Source organism: Exiguobacterium antarcticum DSM 14480 (assembly GCF_000685865.1).
Taxonomy (GTDB): domain Bacteria; phylum Bacillota; class Bacilli; order Exiguobacteriales; family Exiguobacteriaceae; genus Exiguobacterium_A; species Exiguobacterium_A antarcticum.
Genome location: NZ_JMKS01000003.1, coordinates 476,317 through 495,293 on the forward strand (window position 1 = coordinate 476,317; position 18,977 = coordinate 495,293).

Annotated in this window: 17 protein-coding genes; 4 read left to right on the top strand and 13 right to left on the bottom strand. The window is 46.1% G+C overall.

Annotated elements, in window-relative coordinates; genetic code table 11:
• Window positions 1-2 precede the first annotated feature (2 nt).
• From P404_RS0103485 to zapA, 4 genes are read right to left on the bottom strand one after another with little or no spacing between them, the layout of a single operon-like run.
• On the bottom strand, window positions 3-2,369 hold the full coding sequence (locus P404_RS0103485) for an endonuclease MutS2 (protein WP_014970958.1): 2,367 nt from the start codon (window positions 2,367-2,369) through the stop codon (window positions 3-5).
• Between the two features lie 2 nt (window positions 2,370-2,371).
• Window positions 2,372-4,087, bottom strand: a complete 1,716-nt coding sequence (gene polX / locus P404_RS0103490) for a DNA polymerase/3'-5' exonuclease PolX (protein WP_014970959.1) — start codon at window positions 4,085-4,087, stop codon at window positions 2,372-2,374.
• A gap of 45 nt (window positions 4,088-4,132) precedes the next feature.
• Complete coding sequence (locus P404_RS0103495) at window positions 4,133-4,681, bottom strand: CvpA family protein (RefSeq protein ID WP_014970960.1); 549 nt, start codon at window positions 4,679-4,681, stop codon at window positions 4,133-4,135.
• Window positions 4,682-4,683: 2 nt separating this feature from the next.
• Entirely contained in the window at window positions 4,684-4,920 is a 237-nt protein-coding gene (gene zapA, locus P404_RS0103500) for a cell division protein ZapA (RefSeq protein ID WP_026829982.1), read from the bottom strand.
• A gap of 118 nt (window positions 4,921-5,038) precedes the next feature.
• Between zapA and rnhC the strand changes: the two genes are divergently transcribed.
• Window positions 5,039-5,959 (top strand): ribonuclease HIII, encoded by a 921-nt coding sequence (rnhC, locus tag P404_RS0103505; RefSeq protein WP_026829983.1) that lies wholly within the window; start codon window positions 5,039-5,041, stop codon window positions 5,957-5,959.
• A gap of 21 nt (window positions 5,960-5,980) precedes the next feature.
• Here the strand turns inward: rnhC and P404_RS0103510 are convergent, their stop codons facing one another.
• Window positions 5,981-7,450: a UDP-N-acetylmuramoyl-L-alanyl-D-glutamate--2,6-diaminopimelate ligase gene (locus P404_RS0103510; protein WP_034774009.1), complete on the bottom strand. Its 1,470-nt coding sequence runs from the start codon at window positions 7,448-7,450 to the stop codon at window positions 5,981-5,983.
• A gap of 549 nt (window positions 7,451-7,999) precedes the next feature.
• On the opposite strand from P404_RS0103510, the gene P404_RS0103515 reads away from it, so the two are divergent.
• On the top strand, window positions 8,000-8,395 hold the full coding sequence (locus P404_RS0103515) for a MarR family winged helix-turn-helix transcriptional regulator (protein ID WP_236624281.1): 396 nt from the start codon (window positions 8,000-8,002) through the stop codon (window positions 8,393-8,395).
• Window positions 8,392-9,576, top strand: coding sequence for an MFS transporter (locus P404_RS0103520; RefSeq protein WP_026829986.1), 1,185 nt, complete (start codon window positions 8,392-8,394; stop codon window positions 9,574-9,576). Before P404_RS0103515 ends, P404_RS0103520 begins: the two co-directional genes overlap by 4 nt.
• A gap of 130 nt (window positions 9,577-9,706) precedes the next feature.
• Here the strand turns inward: P404_RS0103520 and pheT are convergent, their stop codons facing one another.
• The 8 genes from pheT to infC all read right to left on the bottom strand — a co-directional run bounded on the left by pheT (window position 9,707) and on the right by infC (window position 17,052).
• Window positions 9,707-12,103, bottom strand: a complete 2,397-nt coding sequence (gene pheT, locus P404_RS0103525; protein WP_026829987.1) for a phenylalanine--tRNA ligase subunit beta — start codon at window positions 12,101-12,103, stop codon at window positions 9,707-9,709.
• Between the two features lie 12 nt (window positions 12,104-12,115).
• Window positions 12,116-13,138: a phenylalanine--tRNA ligase subunit alpha gene (pheS, locus tag P404_RS0103530; RefSeq protein WP_014970971.1), complete on the bottom strand. Its 1,023-nt coding sequence runs from the start codon at window positions 13,136-13,138 to the stop codon at window positions 12,116-12,118.
• A gap of 310 nt (window positions 13,139-13,448) precedes the next feature.
• Window positions 13,449-14,204, bottom strand: a complete 756-nt coding sequence (locus tag P404_RS0103535; RefSeq protein ID WP_014970972.1) for a TrmH family RNA methyltransferase — start codon at window positions 14,202-14,204, stop codon at window positions 13,449-13,451.
• A 3-nt stretch (window positions 14,205-14,207) separates the two neighbouring features.
• Window positions 14,208-15,290: a M42 family metallopeptidase gene (locus P404_RS0103540; RefSeq protein ID WP_014970973.1), complete on the bottom strand. Its 1,083-nt coding sequence runs from the start codon at window positions 15,288-15,290 to the stop codon at window positions 14,208-14,210.
• Window positions 15,291-15,302: 12 nt separating this feature from the next.
• Window positions 15,303-15,785, bottom strand: coding sequence for a dUTP diphosphatase (locus tag P404_RS0103545; protein WP_014970974.1), 483 nt, complete (start codon window positions 15,783-15,785; stop codon window positions 15,303-15,305).
• Window positions 15,786-15,902: 117 nt separating this feature from the next.
• The gene (gene rplT / locus P404_RS0103550; protein WP_012371057.1) at window positions 15,903-16,262 is read right to left on the bottom strand and encodes a 50S ribosomal protein L20; all 360 of its coding nucleotides are present in this window, start codon (window positions 16,260-16,262) and stop codon (window positions 15,903-15,905) included.
• 37 nt (window positions 16,263-16,299) lie between these two features.
• A complete protein-coding gene (rpmI, locus tag P404_RS0103555; RefSeq protein WP_026829988.1) occupies window positions 16,300-16,494 on the bottom strand; it encodes a 50S ribosomal protein L35 in 195 nt (64 codons plus the stop codon).
• A 27-nt stretch (window positions 16,495-16,521) separates the two neighbouring features.
• Entirely contained in the window at window positions 16,522-17,052 is a 531-nt protein-coding gene (infC, locus tag P404_RS0103560; RefSeq protein ID WP_026829989.1) for a translation initiation factor IF-3, read from the bottom strand.
• A 435-nt stretch (window positions 17,053-17,487) separates the two neighbouring features.
• Here infC and P404_RS0103565 point away from each other — a divergent pair, with 435 nt between their 5' ends.
• Window positions 17,488-18,957 (top strand): catalase, encoded by a 1,470-nt coding sequence (locus P404_RS0103565; RefSeq protein WP_026829990.1) that lies wholly within the window; start codon window positions 17,488-17,490, stop codon window positions 18,955-18,957.
• Window positions 18,958-18,977 lie beyond the last annotated feature (20 nt).

Here is an 18,977-nt window from a genome sequence, read left to right on the forward strand (position 1 = left end):
CCTCATTTCAATTCGATGATTGTGACACCGTGTCCACCTTCACCTTGACCACCTAGACGATGTGTCTTCACATGACGGTTTCCACGCAGATACTCCTGAACTCCTTGACGCATCGCACCTGTGCCTAGTCCATGAATGACACGAATCTGTTCATAATTCGACAGCAATGCCTGGTCCATGAAGCGGTCGAGCTTCGCGAGCCCCTCCTCTACACGAACACCTCGTAAATCCAGTTCGGCCGATGCGGCTGATTGTTTGGTTACACTTGTTCCACCAGCACGTTTTTTTGTTTTCGAAGCCGATTTCACTTCGCCGACTTTCGCGAGATCGCTTGGTTTGACGTTCACCTTCATGATGCCGACTTGGACCGTATACTCACCATTCGAGTTTTGATTGATGATATACCCTTTTTGATTAAACGTCGTGACTTTCACTTCTTCACCTTTTGCAAAAACAGGTGTTTGGTTCGACTTCGCCTTCACCTTCGCGATTCGTTGATCTTGCAGGGAAGGTTTTGCCTGCTCGAGCTGTTTACGCGCTTCAATCAGTTCGTGTTCTTTCACTGCACCCGCATCCCGCAACTCTTTTAAGCGTTTGATGACGGCTTCTGCTTCTTTTTGAGCCCGTTCGACGGCACGTGTTGCTTTTTCTTCGGCTTTTGCTAAAATTTCATTTTTTTCTTGATGGATTTCAGCTTGTTCCTGTTCGAATTCTTCGCGTTCCTGAACTAACCGTTTTTGTTCTTGAAGCAACTCCCGTTCCAACGTCTCTGCTCGTTGTTTGGCTTCCTCAAGTCGACCAATCATCGTTTCGACCGATTGTGCATCGCTTCCGACTTGATCTCGTGCTGCGCTGATGACCCGGTCATCCAAACCAAGTCGTTTCGAAATCTCAAAGGCGTTCGAGCGACCCGGGACACCAATCAGCAAACGATAGGTCGGACTTAACGACTCGACGTCAAACTCCATCGAGGCGTTGACGACACCTTCCCGGTTATAGCCATACGCTTTCAGTTCAGAATAATGGGTCGTCGCAGCCACACGCGCGCCACGCCGTTTGACTTCATCCAAAATCGCAATCGCAAGCGCGGCTCCTTCTGTCGGATCCGTTCCTGCACCCAGCTCATCAAACAAGACCAGACTCATGAAATCAATTTTCCCCATCATCGAGACGATATTCGTCATATGCGAACTAAACGTCGAGAGATTTTGTTCAATCGATTGTTCGTCTCCGATATCCGCATAAATAGCGTCAAAGACACTGAGTTCCGTCTCATCTGCTGCCGGGACATATAATCCCGATTGGACCATCAATTGAAGTAAACCAATCGTCTTCAAAGTGACGGTTTTCCCGCCGGTGTTCGGTCCCGTAATGACAAGTGACGTAAATTCACCGCCGAGCGAGACCGTAATCGGTACGACTTCATCATCCGGGATGAATGGGTGCCGTGCTTCTTTCAAGACGATATGACGATTTTCATTTAGTTTTGGTTCAACGGCACGAATCGTATGTCCGTACAATGCTTTCGCCATGATGAAATCCAGTTCTGCCAAGACGTCGACGTTAATCCGCAACGAATCGCCAACTGATCCGACGAGTGCCGAAAGTTGTGCTAAAATCCGCTCGATTTCGGCGCGTTCTTTGAGACGTGCTTCTTGTATTTCATTATTAGCCGCAACGACGGCTTGTGGCTCGATGAACAGGGTGGCGCCAGATGCGGATTGGTCATGGACGATTCCGCCAAAAGCTTGCCGATATTCCTGTTTGACAGGTACACAGTATCGGTCATTTCGCATCGTGACGATCGCATCGGATAACATCTTCGACTTACTGCGTAATACCCCATCAATTTTCGAACGGACTTGTCCTTCAAGTGAGCGTAACTGGCTCCGTAAAGCGCGTAGCTTGTCGCTCGCTGAATCCTGGACCGTTCCTTGATCGTCAATCGCATGACGGATTCCCTGCTCGATTTCGACGAGTTTCGTAATCTGATCGATCCGACTATCGAGAGCTGGTAGTCGGAGATCGGGATGGTCTTCATGCAGTCGTTCCTGAAAGGCTTTGACTTGTCGACCCGAATAGACGACATCCGCGACGGCAAGCAGTTCGCTCGTTGATAACACAGAACCGATTTCAGCCCGCTTCACTTCACTACGAACATCCGTCAGTCCGCCAAATGGATACCGATCGCGTAATCGATAGACCGTCGTCGCTTCTGTCGTCAAGGCTAATAACGACTTCACTTGTTCGAAGTCTTCTGCCGGCTCCATCTTGCGCACGAATTGTGCCCCGAGAGAACTTGCCGTCTGTTTGGCGATTAATTCTTTTAATTTATCGTATTCTAATACACGTAGTGCATTGGCATTCATTTTCACTTCACTCCTTGACGTTTTCGCTCAAAGAACGCACGGGCTTCTTCTGCTGTCCACGTATTGATGACATCTGACGGTTCCAAATATGCCTTACGTGCATGTAGGACCCCAAGTTTCATATCTTCTAACATTTCTGGTTTATGCGTATCGGTATTGATCATGATTTTGACGCCCGCCGCCTTCGCTTTCACTAAAGATGATGCCGTTAAATCAAATCGTGCCGGATTCGCGTTCATTTCAAGTGCTGTTCCCGTCTCAGCCGCTAGTTCGACGAGTCGATCGATGTTGACGGCATATCCTTCACGCCGTCCGATGATTCGGCCTGTCGGATGAGCAATCAAGGAGACATACGGATTACGGCAGGCATTTTCAAGCCGTTGCATGATTTCTTCCTCTGTCTGATCAAACTTGGAATGAATCGAGGCAATGACATAGTCCATCTCTTGTAAAAACGTATCCTCGTAATCAAGTGAGCCGTCCGGTAAAATATCCATCTCGACGCCACATAAAATCGTCATATCCGGATGTTTTTTACGCGCCGCTTCAATCTCAATCCGTTGTTTCCGGAGACGTTCTTCCGTCAATCCATTCACAAACTTCATATATTTACTGTGATCGGTGATCGCCATCCAGGAATAACCCCGCGCCGCACAGGCATCGACAAGTTCTTCAACGGACAATGTGCCGTCAGACCATGTCGTATGCATGTGCACATCAGCATGGATATCCGTTTCTTGAATCAACGTGTTTAAATCCGCTTCGAATTCCAATCGTCCAGCTCGAAGTTCCGGTGGGATGAACGGTAGGTCATAGCGGGCAAATAATTCTTCTTCCGTCTTCGGCTGGAAAAGACCCTCTTTCGTCTCGACACCATACTCTGAAATGCTTTCCCCACGTTCTTTCGCGAGTTGCCGCATCCGGACATTATGATCTTTTGATCCTGTGAAATGGTGTAAGGTCGAGGCAAAAGCTAAATCATCGACCAGTCGAAAATCAACAGCGATATAGGCGTCATCCCGTTTGAGGACGATCGACACCTTCGTGTCTCCGGCAGCAATGATTTCATCAATCTGTTCCAGTTCAAGTAGCTGTTCCTTCACTTCTTTCGGCCGCTCCGTTGAGAGGATGAAATCAAGATCCTTACAGGTTTCTTCTGCTCGTCGGAAACTGCCACCGACTTCAAAACGGATGATGTGTTCCATCTCCGCTAATGTCCGTTCAAGCTCGGCTACACTTTTTCGCATCACACCGTACGGCAAGCGTTCTGGTCGTGTCTCAAACGTTTCAAGTGCCTTACTGTATTTTTCAACTGTCTTTTTCCCGAAGCCTGGCATTGCTTCCACTGTACCATCCGCCAGTTTCTCAGCGAAGGAATCCGCATCGATCACACCGACTTCATGTAATTTCGCTAACTTCTTCCCTCCGAGACCGGGAATTTTTAGCAAGGCAATCAACCCTTCCGGAACTTGTTGTTCCAGTTCCGTCAAGGCTGTGCTCGTTCCGGTAGTCCGGAATTCTTCAAGGACAGTCGCCGTTCCTTTCCCGATTCCCTTCATCGCCGTGAAATCTTCAATATCCATCAAGTCGACCTCTGCTGCTTCTAGTAAACTAGCCGCCTTTCGAAAAGCATTGATTTTAAACGGATTTTCTCCTTTTACTTCGAGATATACAGAAATTCGTTCCAAATGTCGAATCGCATCTTGTGTCGTTCGCATGTTCAATTCTCCCCTCAAAAAAAGCTCCCAGGAAACGGGAGCACGTTATTTTGTCAAACCGACTTTGTCCATCAACCATTCCGCGAGTAACGGTGTATGCTGAATCATGAACGAGGCTAAGCTTGAATTGGCAATGGCATCTTGAATCGATTGAACCGGTGCAAAGGCTGCCAAGAACAAAATCAAGAAGATGAAGATATACATCTCGATGAATCCGAACACGCCACCTAACAATCCTTTTAACTGCTTGAGGATCGGGATATTCGTCAATGAATCAAACATCGATAAAATGATCGACAACACGATTTTCGTGACGAAAAATAAGACGATGAACCAAAAGGCTTTATAAAAGACTTCATCTAGTCCAGTCGAACTTGGGATAGAAAACATCGTCAAATCGATTCCGGCATCATCGAGTGTCGATGGATATGGAATCCACAGTTTAAATTTTTCGGCCAGTTCATCGTAAAACGATAAGGCAACGATAAAGGAAATGATCAAACTCAATAGATGTCCCGCTTGTAAGATTACACCTCGACGGACACCTGTCATCGTCCCTAACGCCAAAAATAATAAGATTACAAAAGAAATCATGTTTAAATTTCACCCAAATTCTTTTTGATTTTCACATAATCACTACCAATATTGAGAGCTGCTAAAACAGCAATTTGACGAACATCAAGTTGTGGTGCCTGGTCTCTGATTTCACGAATTTTCGTATCCACGAGGAGACCCACTTCACGTACGTGTTCAGGCGACTCCGTTCCGACAATCGTATAATCATTTCCTGCGATATGAATCGTCGTCCGGTTCAACCCTTCTGAATCAGCCATTTTTCTGTCCTCCTCACACTTTGCTTCTTTCATATAGTACCATCATTTTTGAAATAGGAAAAGAAGTCCACCATCCGTCTTAAGGATGGTATGCTTATTTCGAAAGGGTGATCATCATATGGGAACGGTCGTATTAAAGTTAACAAAAGAAAAACAAGAAGCAGTTATTTCAGATTTTGGTGGTCAACATAGTCCCCCTCCTCCGTATGCACGATTTGCTGCCCGGACATCAGGATGTATCCTGACGGTCTATAATTCTGGCAAAGTCATGTTTCAAGGACAAGAAGCAGAATCCATTGCCGCCCGTTACGGTTCTCCTGTCGCTAAAAAGGCAAGCTCGACTACCAGCGCATCCTTACCTGAAGGATTTTCGAACTGGTCCGTCGTCGGGAGTGATGAAGTCGGCAAAGGCGATTTTTTTGGTCCGTTAGTCGTCGTCGCCGCGTATGTCGAGCACGAAAAGATTGATCTTGTGCGTGAACTCGGCGTCCGCGACTCTAAAAACGTTTCAGATCCGGAGATTCGAAAGATTGCCCGCGACCTTCATGCTGTCATCCCTTATGAGTATCGTATTCTGCATAATCCCGATTACAATCGGATGCAACGAACGATGACGCAAGGAAAAATGACAGCCTTACTGCACAATGCCGCGCTGAACGGGCTGCTTGAGAAATTAACATCTCCTCCGCAAGCAATTTTAATTGATCAATTCGCTGAAAAAACCGTCTACTATAAACACTTGTCTGGGGAAGCGAAACAAGTGACAGATAATGTCTATTTCTCGACAAAAGCAGAAGGATTACATGTCGCTGTCGCTGCCGCCTCGATTTTAGCCCGTGCCATATTTCTTAAAGAAATGAATCAATTGAGCCAACAAGCAGGGACCGAGATTCCAAAGGGAGCCGGTGCTAAAGTCGATCAAGTGGCTGCTTCACTGCTATTACGATATGGACCAACACGTCTACAAGATTGGACGAAATTTCATTTTGCCAATACGAAAAAAGCCCTGACATTAGCAGAAAAACGAAACCGACCATGATCCCAGGATCGGTCGGTTTTTTTACATCGCTGACTCTTGTCCGGATAAACGGTTTAAAGCTTCCATCAAAATTTTCGTTTCATCAAACGGAACATCTTCCGTTCCGATCCGTTCAAACCGTTCATGCCCTTTTCCGACGATGATAACCCGTTTTCCGGTCAAGGCGATTTTGGCCGCAATCTGCAACGCTTCTTTCCGTGTTTCATGACACGTGATGATTTTTCGGGGCGGGATTTCCTTGATCAATTCCTTGATGATCTGCTGTGGTTCCTCTCGTCTCGTATCATGGACTGTCACGATGATACCCTCACAGTACTGACTCGCAATTCGTCCCATGATACTTCGTTTCGAACGATCCCGTTCTCCTGCTGCACTTAACACGACATATAACGGTTCATCCGGAACAGATAAAGCTTTCAAACATTTTTCCAGTCCATCCGGCGTATGGGCATAGTCGATATAAATTTCACACCCTTCGAATGGAATCCGCTCGAGCCTTCCTTTTGGTAAACGAAGTTCCGGGATGTGTCGAATCAGTTGGTACATGTTGACTTCGCCCGCCCTAATCAATCCGATTGCTGCTGCGAGATTGGCGGCATTAAAGTCACCTAAAAGAAAGACCGGGACTTCCGTCACCGTTCCATCGAGTCGAACCCGAACCGTCTCTTTTTTCCATTCGACTGCAATCGGGGCATTTGATGTTTCATCTGTCGCATACCAGAGAACAGGGACCCCATCTGCTGCTTGCGCCATGACTTGGCTGATGGGATCGGCTTCGTTGAGAATCACCGCCTCCCCACCACTCGTCGCGACTTGTTCAAATAATAACGCTTTTGCCTCTGCATATTCTTCCATCGATGTATGATAATCCAGATGATCGTGTGTTAAGTTCGTAAATGCTGCCGCATGAAACCGGACTCCTTCCACGCGTCCCTCGACCAACGCATGAGAAGATACTTCGAGTACGCAGTCCGTCACACCACGTTCGACCATCTGATGTAAAATGCGATGTAAGATGATTGCTTCCGGCGTCGTATTCGGCGTATCAATCATTTCACCATCAATCATCGCCCCAACCGTACTGATCATCCCGGCTTTATGCCCAGCTGCTCGGAACAAGTCATAGGTTAGTTTCGTTGTCGTCGTCTTCCCGTTTGTACCGGTAATCCCATAGACACGAAGTTGTTGACTTGGATGATCGTAAAACAAATCCGCGATTTTTCCAGCGGCATGTTTCGTGTCCGCTAATAAAATCACGGGGATCGTGATTCCGGCAAGCGGTTCTTCTGCTAAAATCGCAACTGCTCCGTTCTCCATCGCTTCTTGTGCATATTGATGTCCATCTACGGTATAACCACGGACACAAATAAACAGACTTCCTGCTGTCACTCGACGAGAGTCCGTCTCGATACTCGTGATGACCGGGTTTTCATCACATGTAAGGTGAAACAGAGCAATTAATTCTGACAAGTGTTTGGATGGACGATTCATGATGTGTATTCTCTCCTTTGTGGTTAAACGGACGTGAGTTATAGTTTGACGGGTTTGTTCTATATAATGATTAGGAAGATGTCGATTCATTTTCAAGTAAACTTTCAACTAAGTATGTTACAACCAATTCAAAATCGCACGTTAGCTTCGCAAAACCTTTTCAAGAAAATCAGATGAAAGGATTGATGATGACCTTCCTCAGCCCTGTTCTGAAGAATCGAGTGCCCTAGGATTGAAGCCACCGTTCAACAGATTCAGGCAGATACAGAAAAAGACCTCTCTTTTCGTAAAATTACCCTATTTTCAGCAAGCTATAACGTTTTTTTTTTGAAAACGCTCTCACTTAGAATCTTCGTAGTGGTGTGTTTGTTCATCATCGAATGCTGAAAGGTATTAAATCGATTAGTATTCCAAACTGCTTCTTACAAAAAACAATGCCTTGCCAACCTATCCTTTAGTCCGTTATACTCCTTTAAGTTAACTAGTTACCTTAAAGGAGGTTTTTTTATCTTTACCCAACAAGAAGACTTACTCGGTCAATTATCGAAAGTGGCACGTCTCGCGAAACGGGATATTGATGTCGCACTAGCCCCGTTCTCCTTACATACAGGACAATGGGCGTTATTGAAGGCCGTCGTTATCCTTGAACCTGTCTCGCAAGTGGCGTTGGCTAAATACCTGGTCATTGAAAAACCCGCCGTCACTAAAACCGTCACTCGGCTCGAAGAACTGGGGTTTGTCGTTCGGATCGGATCTGGTCGAAAGCGCCGGATTACGTTAACGCCATCCGCAAACCAGTCTTATGAACAAATCAATCAAGCCGTCCAATCGGCTCATCAATCTTTTTTACACACTATTTCAGGTGAAAATCAAGCTCTTCTCGCCACCATCATGACACACCTCCTCGAAGAACATCGTCCTGACGAACAGGAGGAACTCTATTGACAAACCGTTTATTTCATCGACACTATGTCATGACGTTATTGATTAACCTACTACTGTTTATCACGTTTTATTTGTTAAATGCTTCCTTGCCGTTACTAGCTGCTAAACGGTTTGACGTCTCCCAAGCCGCACTCGGTTGGGTCGTGACCAGCTTCATTTTAGCAACCGTCTGTTCACGGCCGTTGATTGGCCATTGGCTGGATCGGTTTGATTTAAAGCGGGTGCTGTTAATATCAGCAGGATTGTTTACATTCATGAGCCTGTTATATGTATTCGTTTTACCGCTCGAATCATTCGTCTACCTGATTGTTGTGCGTGTATTGCACGGATTTAGTTTCGGTATGTTGTCTTCCTCGATCAGTTTAGCAGTGACGACGCTCATTCCAAAACCACGGCAAGGAGAAGGAATGGGCTATTTTGTTCTTTCAATGAACCTCGCTTCCGTTCTCGGTCCCGTAATCGGACTCAGTTTGATTCAGCAAGAAGCATTTTTCTTTTATTTCGTTTTGGTCGCATTACTTGCATTTCTTTCGTTCGTATTAATGGTTCGTCTGCCCCTAGAAAGCCAGCATGTTCCGAACAGAATTGCTTTCCGCCTGCATCAATCGCTTTTCCTGTCCCGCCCTCTTTTACTACTAGCGACGGTTCTTGCCGGAGTTGCTATTTCAAGTACATCGGCGTTTATTTCGCTTTATGCGGATTCGATTGGTCATGTTCCTTATGCTTCTTATTTTTATGCTGTCGTCGCACTCGGTATGGTAGCGATTCGTCCCTTAGCGGGAAAATGGTTTGATCAAAAAGGACCTGGTTTCGTTTTGTTTCCATCTTATTTTTTATATGTCATCGGCTTTGTCCTCTTAGGTACATTCCCGTCACTCATCGGACTCTTGCTGGCCGCGCTCATCATCGGGATTGGCTCCGCCTCGATTTTTCCAGGGCTTCAGACGGTCATGTTGACGTATGCCGCTCCACATCAAAAAGGGAAAGCCATCTCAACCTTTTTCTTGGCGTATGACAGCGGGTTTGGTCTTGGGGCTTTAATGCTCTCAAGTCTAGCAGCTGAAGTCGGTTACTCGAAGATGTTTCTTTTTTGTAGCCTAATCGTCTTCACAAGTGGTTTGATCTACTGGATCTTTAATCGACGAAATCAGTCATCTCATGAAAAAAATCTTGCATCATGAATTCGTTGACACAATCTGATTCCCCTCTGAAACACACAAAAAAACACCAAATGATATCCCTCTTTTTTAAAAGAGAGATCGCATTCGGTGTTTCATTTAAGACACTCTTTACTGGTGACTGTTTTTGCGATTATGCACGTAACTCGGCGTCAAACGTCGCTTTCAGTGCTTCAACTACATGTTGATGGGCTGCCGTGACTTCCTCATCCACAAGTGTTCGTTCTTTATTTTGATAACGTAGGGAGAAAGCAAACGACTTTTGATCTGCTCCGACGTTTTCGCCTGTATAGACATCAAACAACTCCACCTGTTGCAAAAGTGGTCCCGCCGCTTGCGTGATGACGTTCTCCACTTCACTCGCTGTCACTGAACGTGGCAGAACAATCGCGACATCACGCGTCATCGATGGGAAACGAGAGATTTCTTGATAGACAAGCTGATCTTTAGAATGCAATAACATCGCATCGAGTTCAAAGACATACACTTCTTTTAGTCCGTATTCTTCTTTTGATAATCCCGGATGGACCTGTCCAACAAAACCAATCGCCTCACCACTTAGGAAGACCCGCGCCGTCCGACCCGGATGCATCGATGGCATCCCTACCGCTTCATACGTCAATGACACGTCAAGGGCCTCAGCTAACGTCTCGACGATTCCTTTCATGACGAAGAAATCCGTTTTGACGAATGTACCATGGACACGATGTTGCTCCGCCACGCCGACCATGACTCCCGCGACTACTTCTTGCTCAAGCGGTAACGTCTCAAGCGAGGCATCCCGTTGGAGATAAACGCTGCCTAGTTCATAATACGCAAGATCGGCGTGCTGACGTGCGACATTATGTTGTGCGACTTCCAGTAATCCCGGAATCAAGGATGTCCGAAGCGTCGAACGGGCTTCACTGATCGGCATTGCGAGTTTGACCGGATGCAAATCGTGTTGTTCGTTGAATTGCATCGCCCGTTGTTCACTCGTCAACGAATACGTAATGGCTTGCGAGAGTCCTGCGCCCTGCAACAACCGACGAATGTGACGACGGTGTTGATTGCGTTTTGGTAAGAAACCACGACTCGCTTCTCGCGGCAGACTTGATGTTAACGCGTCATAACCGTACAGTCGCGCGACTTCTTCTGCTAAATCGGCCGGAATCATTAAATCTTGACGACGTGTCGGTACACTAACTGTCAACGCATCTGCCGACAACTCGACACCTAATCCAAGACGTTCTAACAATTCCTTCATGACCGTTCCTTCGATTTCCATTCCAAGACGATGGTTGATGTACGAGACACTTGCTTCGATCAAATGATCCTCAAGTTGCAGAGCACCGGCTTGCGCTGTTCCGGCAAGGATTGTCCCGCCTGCTACTTCCGCAATCAATGTCGCTGCCCGATCAAGCGCCAGAAGGACGCCGCGTGGGTCGACACCTTTTTCAAAGCGTGAACTTGAATCCGAACGAAGGCCTAAGACACGGCTTGTTTTCCGAACAGAGATAGGAGCGAAATACGCCGATTCAAGGACAATCGATGTCGTCGTTGCATCAACTTCTGTATTCGCCCCGCCCATGACGCCGGCCAGTGCGACCGGACGCTCACCATCTGTGATAACGAGCATCGATGGATCGAGTGTCCGTTCCACTTCATCCAGTGTCTGGAACGTTTCGCCGGCGATTGCTTGACGAACAACAATCTGGTTGCCGAGTTTTTTGGCATCAAAAGCATGGAGTGGTTGTCCCGTCTCCAGTAAAACAAAATTCGTAATGTCGACGACGTTGTTGATTGGACGAATTCCGTTGGCAATCAGACGATTTTTTAACCAGAGTGGCGATTCGGCAATGGCGATGTCCCGAATTTCGCGTGCCGCATAAAACGAGCAGGCTTCTGAATCCAGTCGGACTTCGACACCCGTAGTTTCCGATGCTTCCATCACTTCGACCGTCGGGAAGACCGGGTTCGTATTCAAGATTCCCGCGACTTCGTGGGCGACGCCGTACATGCTGAGACAGTCCGAACGGTTTGGTGTCAGCCCGAGTTCCAGGATTTCGTCATGCATCCCGAGCACTTCTAATACATCTTGGCCCGGTTCGACGTTTTCCCGGAATGTATGGATTCCGTCCTGTTCGTCCTCACGGATATATTTTTTCTCAAATCCAAGTTCTTCAAGTGAACAAATCATGCCTTCGGAGACGACTCCTCGTAATTTAGCGCGTTTAATCTTGATACCGGGAAGGCGTGCCCCGACACGCGCGACGATGACGTCTTGTCCGACATCAACGTTGGGTGCGCCACACACGATTTGAACGGGTTCTTCTTGTCCGATATCGACTGTCGTGACATTCAATTTATCCGCTTCCGGATGTTTTTCTTTCGTCAAGACGTGTCCTACGACGATATTGCTTAACTCAGCGTCGCGGACTTCGACACCTTCTACTTCAATTCCACTTTTCGTAATCAAATCAGCCAATTCTTCGCCTGTTTTTTGACGGACATCGACGAATTCCTGTAACCATTGTTTTGAGACTAACATCTGTTTTCCCCCTTAAAACTGTTCGCTGAAGCGAACGTCATTCGTATAGAAGTGGCGAATATCATCAACACCATATTTCAACATGGCGATTCGTTCAATCCCCATCCCAAAGGCAAATCCAGACATTTTCGTACTGTCGTATTCCGCCATTTCCAGCACGTGTGGATGAACCATACCGGCTCCTAAGATTTCAATCCAACCGGTCTGTTTACAGATGTTACACCCTTTTCCGCCACACTTGAAACACGAGACATCCACTTCGACAGATGGTTCCGTGAACGGGAAGAAGCTTGGACGTAACCGGATTTCGCGCGCTTCGCCAAACATTTGTTTTACGAATGCTTCGAGTGTTCCCTTCAAATCTGCCATCGAGATGTCTTCACCGACGACAAGTCCTTCGACTTGCATGAACTGGTGTGAATGCGTCGCATCATCTTCGTCCCGGCGGTAGACCTTACCCGGGCAGAGAATCCGAATCGGCTCTCCTTTTGAAGCGAGCATCGTCCGTGCTTGAACAGGAGACGTATGTGTCCGCATCAAGATTTCATCCGTGATGTAAAATGAATCCTGCATATCGCGCGCTGGATGATCTTTTGGAAGGTTCAACATCTCGAAGTTGAACAAGTCTTGTTCCACTTCAGGACCCTCTGCGATCGTATAACCGAGTCCAACAAAAATGTCTTCAATTTCATCCGTGACTTGTTGGAGCAAATGGGCTTGCCCCATTTTTTTCGAACGTCCCGGGAGCGTCACATCGATTGCTTCGAGCGCTAATTTTGCGTTCATTTCTTGTTGTTTGACATCGACTAGACGTTGCTCCAGTTGGGTTTGAATCACACCTCGAACAGCGTTTGCGATTTCTCCGACGACAGGACGTTCTTCTGCTGATAATTTTCCCATCCCACGAAGCACTTCCGTGATTGGACCTTTTTTACCGAGATACTTGATACGAACATCATTTAATTCTTTTTGTGTACTTGCCTGATCTACGAGTTGTAGCGCTTCGTCACGAAGTGCCTCTAATTGTTCCCGCATGCTCGTCACTCCTTTTCATCAAATAAAAAATCGCCCCTCCGACAATTTGCCGAAGGGACGATTTCATTACATCGTGGTACCACCCTTGTTTGACTTGAATCCATCAAGTCCTCAAGTAGCGCAATAACGGGCGCATCCCGTCACGATCTCTCGTGCGACTCCGGAGTGAATTCAGTCAGCGGATTCGTAAAGAAGCTTTCAGTCTAAGGCTTCTCCTCCCTAATCGAATCGTTTCCTAACCTACTCTGTTCCATCAACGTCTAGGTAATTGTTCTGATGTCATTTACTTTAGCATGAACGCGTGTCTGATTCAATCAGCCGGAGCAAAATGATACAGTAAAATCCCGGCAGCGACGGCTGCATTCAACGATTCTGCTTTTCCGCGAATCGGGATGTATGCGCGTCCATCACATTGATCAAGCAGCTCAGGCGCAACACCTTGCGCTTCATTACCGATAATCAAACCGATGGCTCCAAGATTTTCAACGTCTGTATAAGGTTGGGCATCACGTAGTGCCGTCCCTAGAATAAAGACACCGAGTTCATGTAAATCTTGAATCGCGTCTTCCAGTGACATCATGATGACTGGCAGGTGGAAAATCGAACCTTGTGTCGCGCGCAATACTTTACTGTTGTAGACATCCACTGTGCCGTGTCCAATGATGACACCATCAAACCCAGCCGCATCGGCAGTCCGGATCATCGTTCCGACATTACCCGGATCTTGAAGACGATCGAGTAACAGATACCGTCCACGCTCTAACCGTTCTGTTTGTTCTTTCATTTCACAAACAGCAAAAATGCCTTGTGTCGTTTCTGTTTCTGAAAGGACTTTGGCGACCGACTCATCGATCGTAATCAAGTCCGCTGCATTCTTTTTCCAAGAACCCGGTACTTGAACATCGTCACGGACAATCAATTCTTTGATGATGCCGGCACGAACTGCTTCTTCAACTAGATGTTCTCCTTCGATCAGAAAACGTTTAGATTGCAGACGTCCCTTTTTAGTTAAAAGTTTTTTCCATTGTTTGACGATCTCATTTTTTGCGGAAGAAATATGTTTCATCGTTTACCCCTCGTAAATCGCTTGGACCGACTCTGCGTCTAGACGTTTTGTGACCGCGACGATTAAGTCAACGGCCGCTTCGAAGTCTGCTTTATGCATGATCGAAACGTTTGTATGCAGATAACGGATCGGAACAGTCAGAGCAAGTGAAGGTACGCCTGTATGAGACAGGTGGAATTTCGCTGCATCTGTTCCGCCACCCGGTGTCAGATCCAATTGATATTTAATGTTTTCTTCTTTAGCGACAGTAGTGACAAAATCAATTAGCCCACGGTGTGCGATCATCGTGGCGTCAAACATGATGACTTGAACACCCTCACCTAATTTGGATAAGGCTTCACGGTCTGTCATGCCTGGTGTATCTCCTGGAATCCCCGTATCGACCGCAAAGGCAATCGTCGGACGAATCAGATTCGCGATCGTTTGCGCACCACGTAATCCAACTTCTTCTTGAACAGTGGCACCTGCGAAAATCGTATTCGGATGTCCCTCTTCTTTTAAGCGTTTGATGGCTTCGATGGCAATCGCACAACCTACGCGGTTATCCCACGCTTTCGCCATTAAAAAGTTCTCATTTTTCATCACAGTAAATTCGCAATGTGGGACAACCGTATCTCCTGGTCGAACTCCCCAACCTTCCACTTCTTCTTTTGAAGTGGCACCGATATCGATGAACATCTCTTTGATATCAACTGGTTTATTGCGCGCTTCCGGTGGTAAAACATGAGGTGGCTTCGCACCGATCACACCTGGGATGACTTCACCAGATGACGTGACAATATTCATACGCTGTGCGAGAAGAACTTGTCCCCACCATCCGCCGAGTGGCTGGAAACGAAGAAATCCTTTCTCATCAATCTTCGTGACCATGAATCCGACTTCGTCCATATGACCAGCAATCAGAATCCGCGGTGCATCTTCTCCTGCTCCCTGATGTTCAGCAAACAAACTCCCTAATCCATCTTGATGAAAGACTTCTGCATGCGGTTCGAGATACTCGCGCATTAATTGGCGTACTTCTTTCTCATTTCCAGGAACACCTGTTGCGTCCGTAAGACGTTTCAGCATATGTAATTGTTCATTCATCTGATTTCCTCCTCAGTAACCGTTGTCTTGGCGAACGTGATTCGCCTCGTTTTTTGCGACATAAGCTTTGAAAATCATTTCTTGTGTAAAACCAAGTGTAGCACCTAATGCTAAATACGCACCAATTAAAACATCATAACTTTGTTCCGTTCGTGAAATCGCAAATACATTTGTTTTATTGTAGACATCTAAGAAGGCGTCCGTTGCCGTCAGATAGTAGTCCCCTTCAACAAATTCGTTTTTCCGATAATCTAACGAAAGTCCTAACGAAAGTAGAAAATGAACACCGTCGACGTATTCTTCGAGAATCGTGACTTGAGCCGATGGTCCTTTTGTCGACCAGAATTTAAAACAACGCGTCTCATTCGCAAGCTCACCAAGCTCCACTAATAACGCCAGCAAACGTTCATCAAATTGATTTCCCGTCAAATTATGTTCTGACTGAATCCGTTTATCCAATTGTTCCTGCATTTCAAAAAGTGTCAACCAGTCCATCTTAATTCTCCTTTTAATCTTAAAAAATTACCTAAGTCTGTGAAAATGTGCTTTTTCATTTTACCATGAATCCAAAAAAATCGTCGGAGAATTAAATTCCCCGACGAATTGTAGAACTTAAGCGTTCAATTTTGCTTTTGCTGTATCAGCAAGTGAAGCAAATGCAGTTGCATCTGTAACTGCGAGGTCAGCAAGCATCTTACGGTTAACGTCGATACCTGCAAGTTTGAGACCATGCATCATGCGGCTGTAAGAAAGACCGTTGATACGTGCAGCCGCATTGATCCGAGTGATCCAGAGGCGACGGAAGTCACGTTTCTTTTGACGACGGTCACGGTAAGCATACATGAGAGATTTCATGACCTGCTGTTTTGCAACCTTGAAGAGTGTATGTTTCGAGCCGTAATAGCCCTTAGCTAATTTGAGTTGTTTTTTACGACGTTGACGAGTCGTATATCCGCCTTTTACGCGTGGCATATAAATTCCCTCCTAAATCTGTGTACGATTGGGTAAATTACTTAGCGATCATGTGACGGATACGTTTAAAGTCACCCGATGATACCATGCTAGATTTACGTAATTTACGTTTCGCTTTAGTTGATTTGTTACCGAATAAGTGGCTTGTGTAAGCACGACCACGTTTCAATTTACCTGAAGCAGTACGTTTGAAACGCTTAGAAGCACCGCGGTGCGATTTCATTTTAGGCATGAGAGATTCCCTCCTACTTCGATTCGATTAGTCTTCTTTCTTTGGAGCAAGCACTAAGAACATGCTGCGTCCTTCCATCTTCGGTCTCTGTTCAATGACACCGAACTCGCTTAATTCTGTTGCGAGACGTTCGAGGACACGTCTACCGATTTCCGAGTGAGTGATGGCACGTCCGCGGAAACGAATACTCGCTTTCACTTTGTTTCCATTCTCTAAGAACTTCTTCGCATTACGGAATTTCGTTTGGAAGTCATTCTCCTCAATTGTCGGGCTGAGACGGACTTCTTTCATCTGAACCACTTTCTGATTCTTCCGAGTTTCTTTGTCCTTTTTTTGCAACTCAAAACGGTATTTACCGTAGTCCATGATTTTGCATACAGGCGGCGTCGCTTGTGGTGCGACCATGACGAGGTCAAGGTCAGCTTCCTCAGCAAGACGTAACGCTTCAGTACGCGACTGGACTCCAAGTTGTGCACCATCCGCTCCGATAAGACGAACTTCTCGAGCGCGAATGCCTTCATTGATTAACAGATCTTTGCTAATGGTTAGCACCTCCATCGTGCAGAGCACGAAAAATGAATGATATAAAACGCTATAAAAAAAGCGTCGGCAGTTTTTCCCGCCCACACTCATAATCTATACAATAATCAGAGAACACTCTATCATCGCATATCATCATGATGGACCAGCATAGTTTGCTATACGTGGTGAGAAGCGGGATGCTTCTGCTTTGTTGTCATTTCACTTTGCTATCATAGCACTTGTTTTCCCTCGATGTCAAGCCGCTTTATCTGTTCCGATAGAACGTTGCTCACACACTTGATTATAATAGCAATCCTCCTCCTGTTTAGCAAGAAGTTTCTAAGCTTGTCCTCAGGGGTAATTAAAAAAGGTCTGAATTAAGTTTTCAGAATTTAAGAGCATTATTCTTTATTTAGAATGATTCTTGTTTTATAATCAATATAATCTTATACATAAGGGGGAATTATTAATATGAGTGAAAAAAGATTAACTACGAATCAAGGTGTGCCGATTGGTGACAATCAGAACTCACGGACAGCAGGTCGTCGTGGTCCTACATTATTAGAAGACTATCAATTGATTGAGAAGATGGCGCATTTTGACCGGGAACGCGTTCCAGAGCGCGTCGTTCACGCCCGCGGTTTTGGCGCACACGGTGTATTCACTGTCAAAAACTCGATGAAAAAATACACGAAAGCCGCATTCCTTCAGAACGAAGGTACTGAGGTACCGGTATTCGCCCGTTTTTCAACCGTCATTCATGGTACACATTCTCCAGAGACCTTACGTGATCCACGTGGTTTCTCTGTTAAATTCTATACAGAAGAAGGAAACTGGGATTTCGTCGGAAACAACTTACCGGTCTTCTTCATTCGTGACGCGATGAAATTCCCGGATATGGTCCACTCATTAAAACCGGACCCGCGAACGAACATTCAAGATCCTGACCGCTACTGGGATTTCATGACATTACGTCCGGAATCGACAAACATGTTGATGCACCTCTTTACAGATGAGGGTATTCCGGCAAGCTACCGTAAAATGCGCGGTTCATCCGTCCATGCCTTTAAGTGGGTCAATGCACACGGAAACACGGTTTATGTCAAATTACGTTGGGTGCCAAAAGTCGGTGTTCATAACCTGTCAGCGGACGAAGCAACAGAAATTCAAGGAAAAGACTTCAACCACGCTTCAAACGATACATTCCAAGCCATCGAAGACGGAGAATTCCCAGAGTGGGATTTGTTCGTTCAAGTTCTTGACCCCGCTGATGTTGACAATTTCGACTTTGATCCACTCGATGCAACAAAGGATTGGTTTGAAGATGTCATTCCATTCCAACATGTCGGGACGATGACACTTAATAAAAACGTTGATAATTACTTTGCTGAAACAGAATCCGTTGGTTTTAACCCGGGTGTTCTGATTCCAGGTATGTTGCCTTCTGAAGATAAGTTGCTTCAAGGACGCCTCTTCTCGTATTCAGATACGCAACGTTACCGGATTGGAACGAACTACCAACAGTTGCCGATCAACTGTCCGTTCGCCCAAGTTAACAACTATCAACGTGATGGTGCGATGCCGATCGGACAACAAACAAGCCCGGTCAACTATGAACCAAACCGTTATCAGGATGAGCCAAAACAAACGCCGGAGTACACGGAAGAAAATCAACCGTTGTATGATGACATCCACGGTCGTCTCGAAATCGAAAAAACAAACAACTTCGGTCAAGCCGGTGAAGTCTATCGTCGCTTATCAGAAGAAGAACAAACAGCCCTTCTCAACAACCTGGTGGACGATCTAAAACAAGTCCGCCATGAAAATACCGTCTTGCTTGCCATCTGTAACTTCTACCGGGCGGATGAATCCCTTGGTAAAAAATTATCAGAAGCGTTACAAGTCGATATCCAACCGTTCTTGCAACAGATGCAAAAATAATGTTTCCATAAAAAAAGTCT

Coding starts and splice junctions, on each gene's coding strand:
- pheS (WP_014970971.1), bottom strand. CDS start 13,138: ATGCGGGAACAATTAGAGGCACTTCGTGACGAAGCGCTACAACTCGTA.
- rplT (WP_012371057.1), bottom strand. CDS start 16,262: ATGCCACGCGTAAAAGGCGGATATACGACTCGTCAACGTCGTAAAAAA.
- pheT (WP_026829987.1), bottom strand. CDS start 12,103: ATGTTAGTCTCAAAACAATGGTTACAGGAATTCGTCGATGTCCGTCAA.
- P404_RS0103510 (WP_034774009.1), bottom strand. CDS start 7,450: ATGAATCGTCCATCCAAACACTTGTCAGAATTAATTGCTCTGTTTCAC.
- rnhC (WP_026829983.1), top strand. CDS start 5,039: ATGGGAACGGTCGTATTAAAGTTAACAAAAGAAAAACAAGAAGCAGTT.
- infC (WP_026829989.1), bottom strand. CDS start 17,052: ATGGAGGTGCTAACCATTAGCAAAGATCTGTTAATCAATGAAGGCATT.
- P404_RS0103485 (WP_014970958.1), bottom strand. CDS start 2,369: ATGAATGCCAATGCACTACGTGTATTAGAATACGATAAATTAAAAGAA.
- P404_RS0103540 (WP_014970973.1), bottom strand. CDS start 15,290: ATGAATGAACAATTACATATGCTGAAACGTCTTACGGACGCAACAGGT.
- P404_RS0103495 (WP_014970960.1), bottom strand. CDS start 4,681: ATGATTTCTTTTGTAATCTTATTATTTTTGGCGTTAGGGACGATGACA.
- polX (WP_014970959.1), bottom strand. CDS start 4,087: ATGCGAACGACACAAGATGCGATTCGACATTTGGAACGAATTTCTGTA.
- P404_RS0103565 (WP_026829990.1), top strand. CDS start 17,488: ATGAGTGAAAAAAGATTAACTACGAATCAAGGTGTGCCGATTGGTGAC.
- zapA (WP_026829982.1), bottom strand. CDS start 4,920: ATGGCTGATTCAGAAGGGTTGAACCGGACGACGATTCATATCGCAGGA.
- P404_RS0103535 (WP_014970972.1), bottom strand. CDS start 14,204: ATGAAACATATTTCTTCCGCAAAAAATGAGATCGTCAAACAATGGAAA.
- rpmI (WP_026829988.1), bottom strand. CDS start 16,494: ATGCCTAAAATGAAATCGCACCGCGGTGCTTCTAAGCGTTTCAAACGT.
- P404_RS0103545 (WP_014970974.1), bottom strand. CDS start 15,785: ATGGACTGGTTGACACTTTTTGAAATGCAGGAACAATTGGATAAACGG.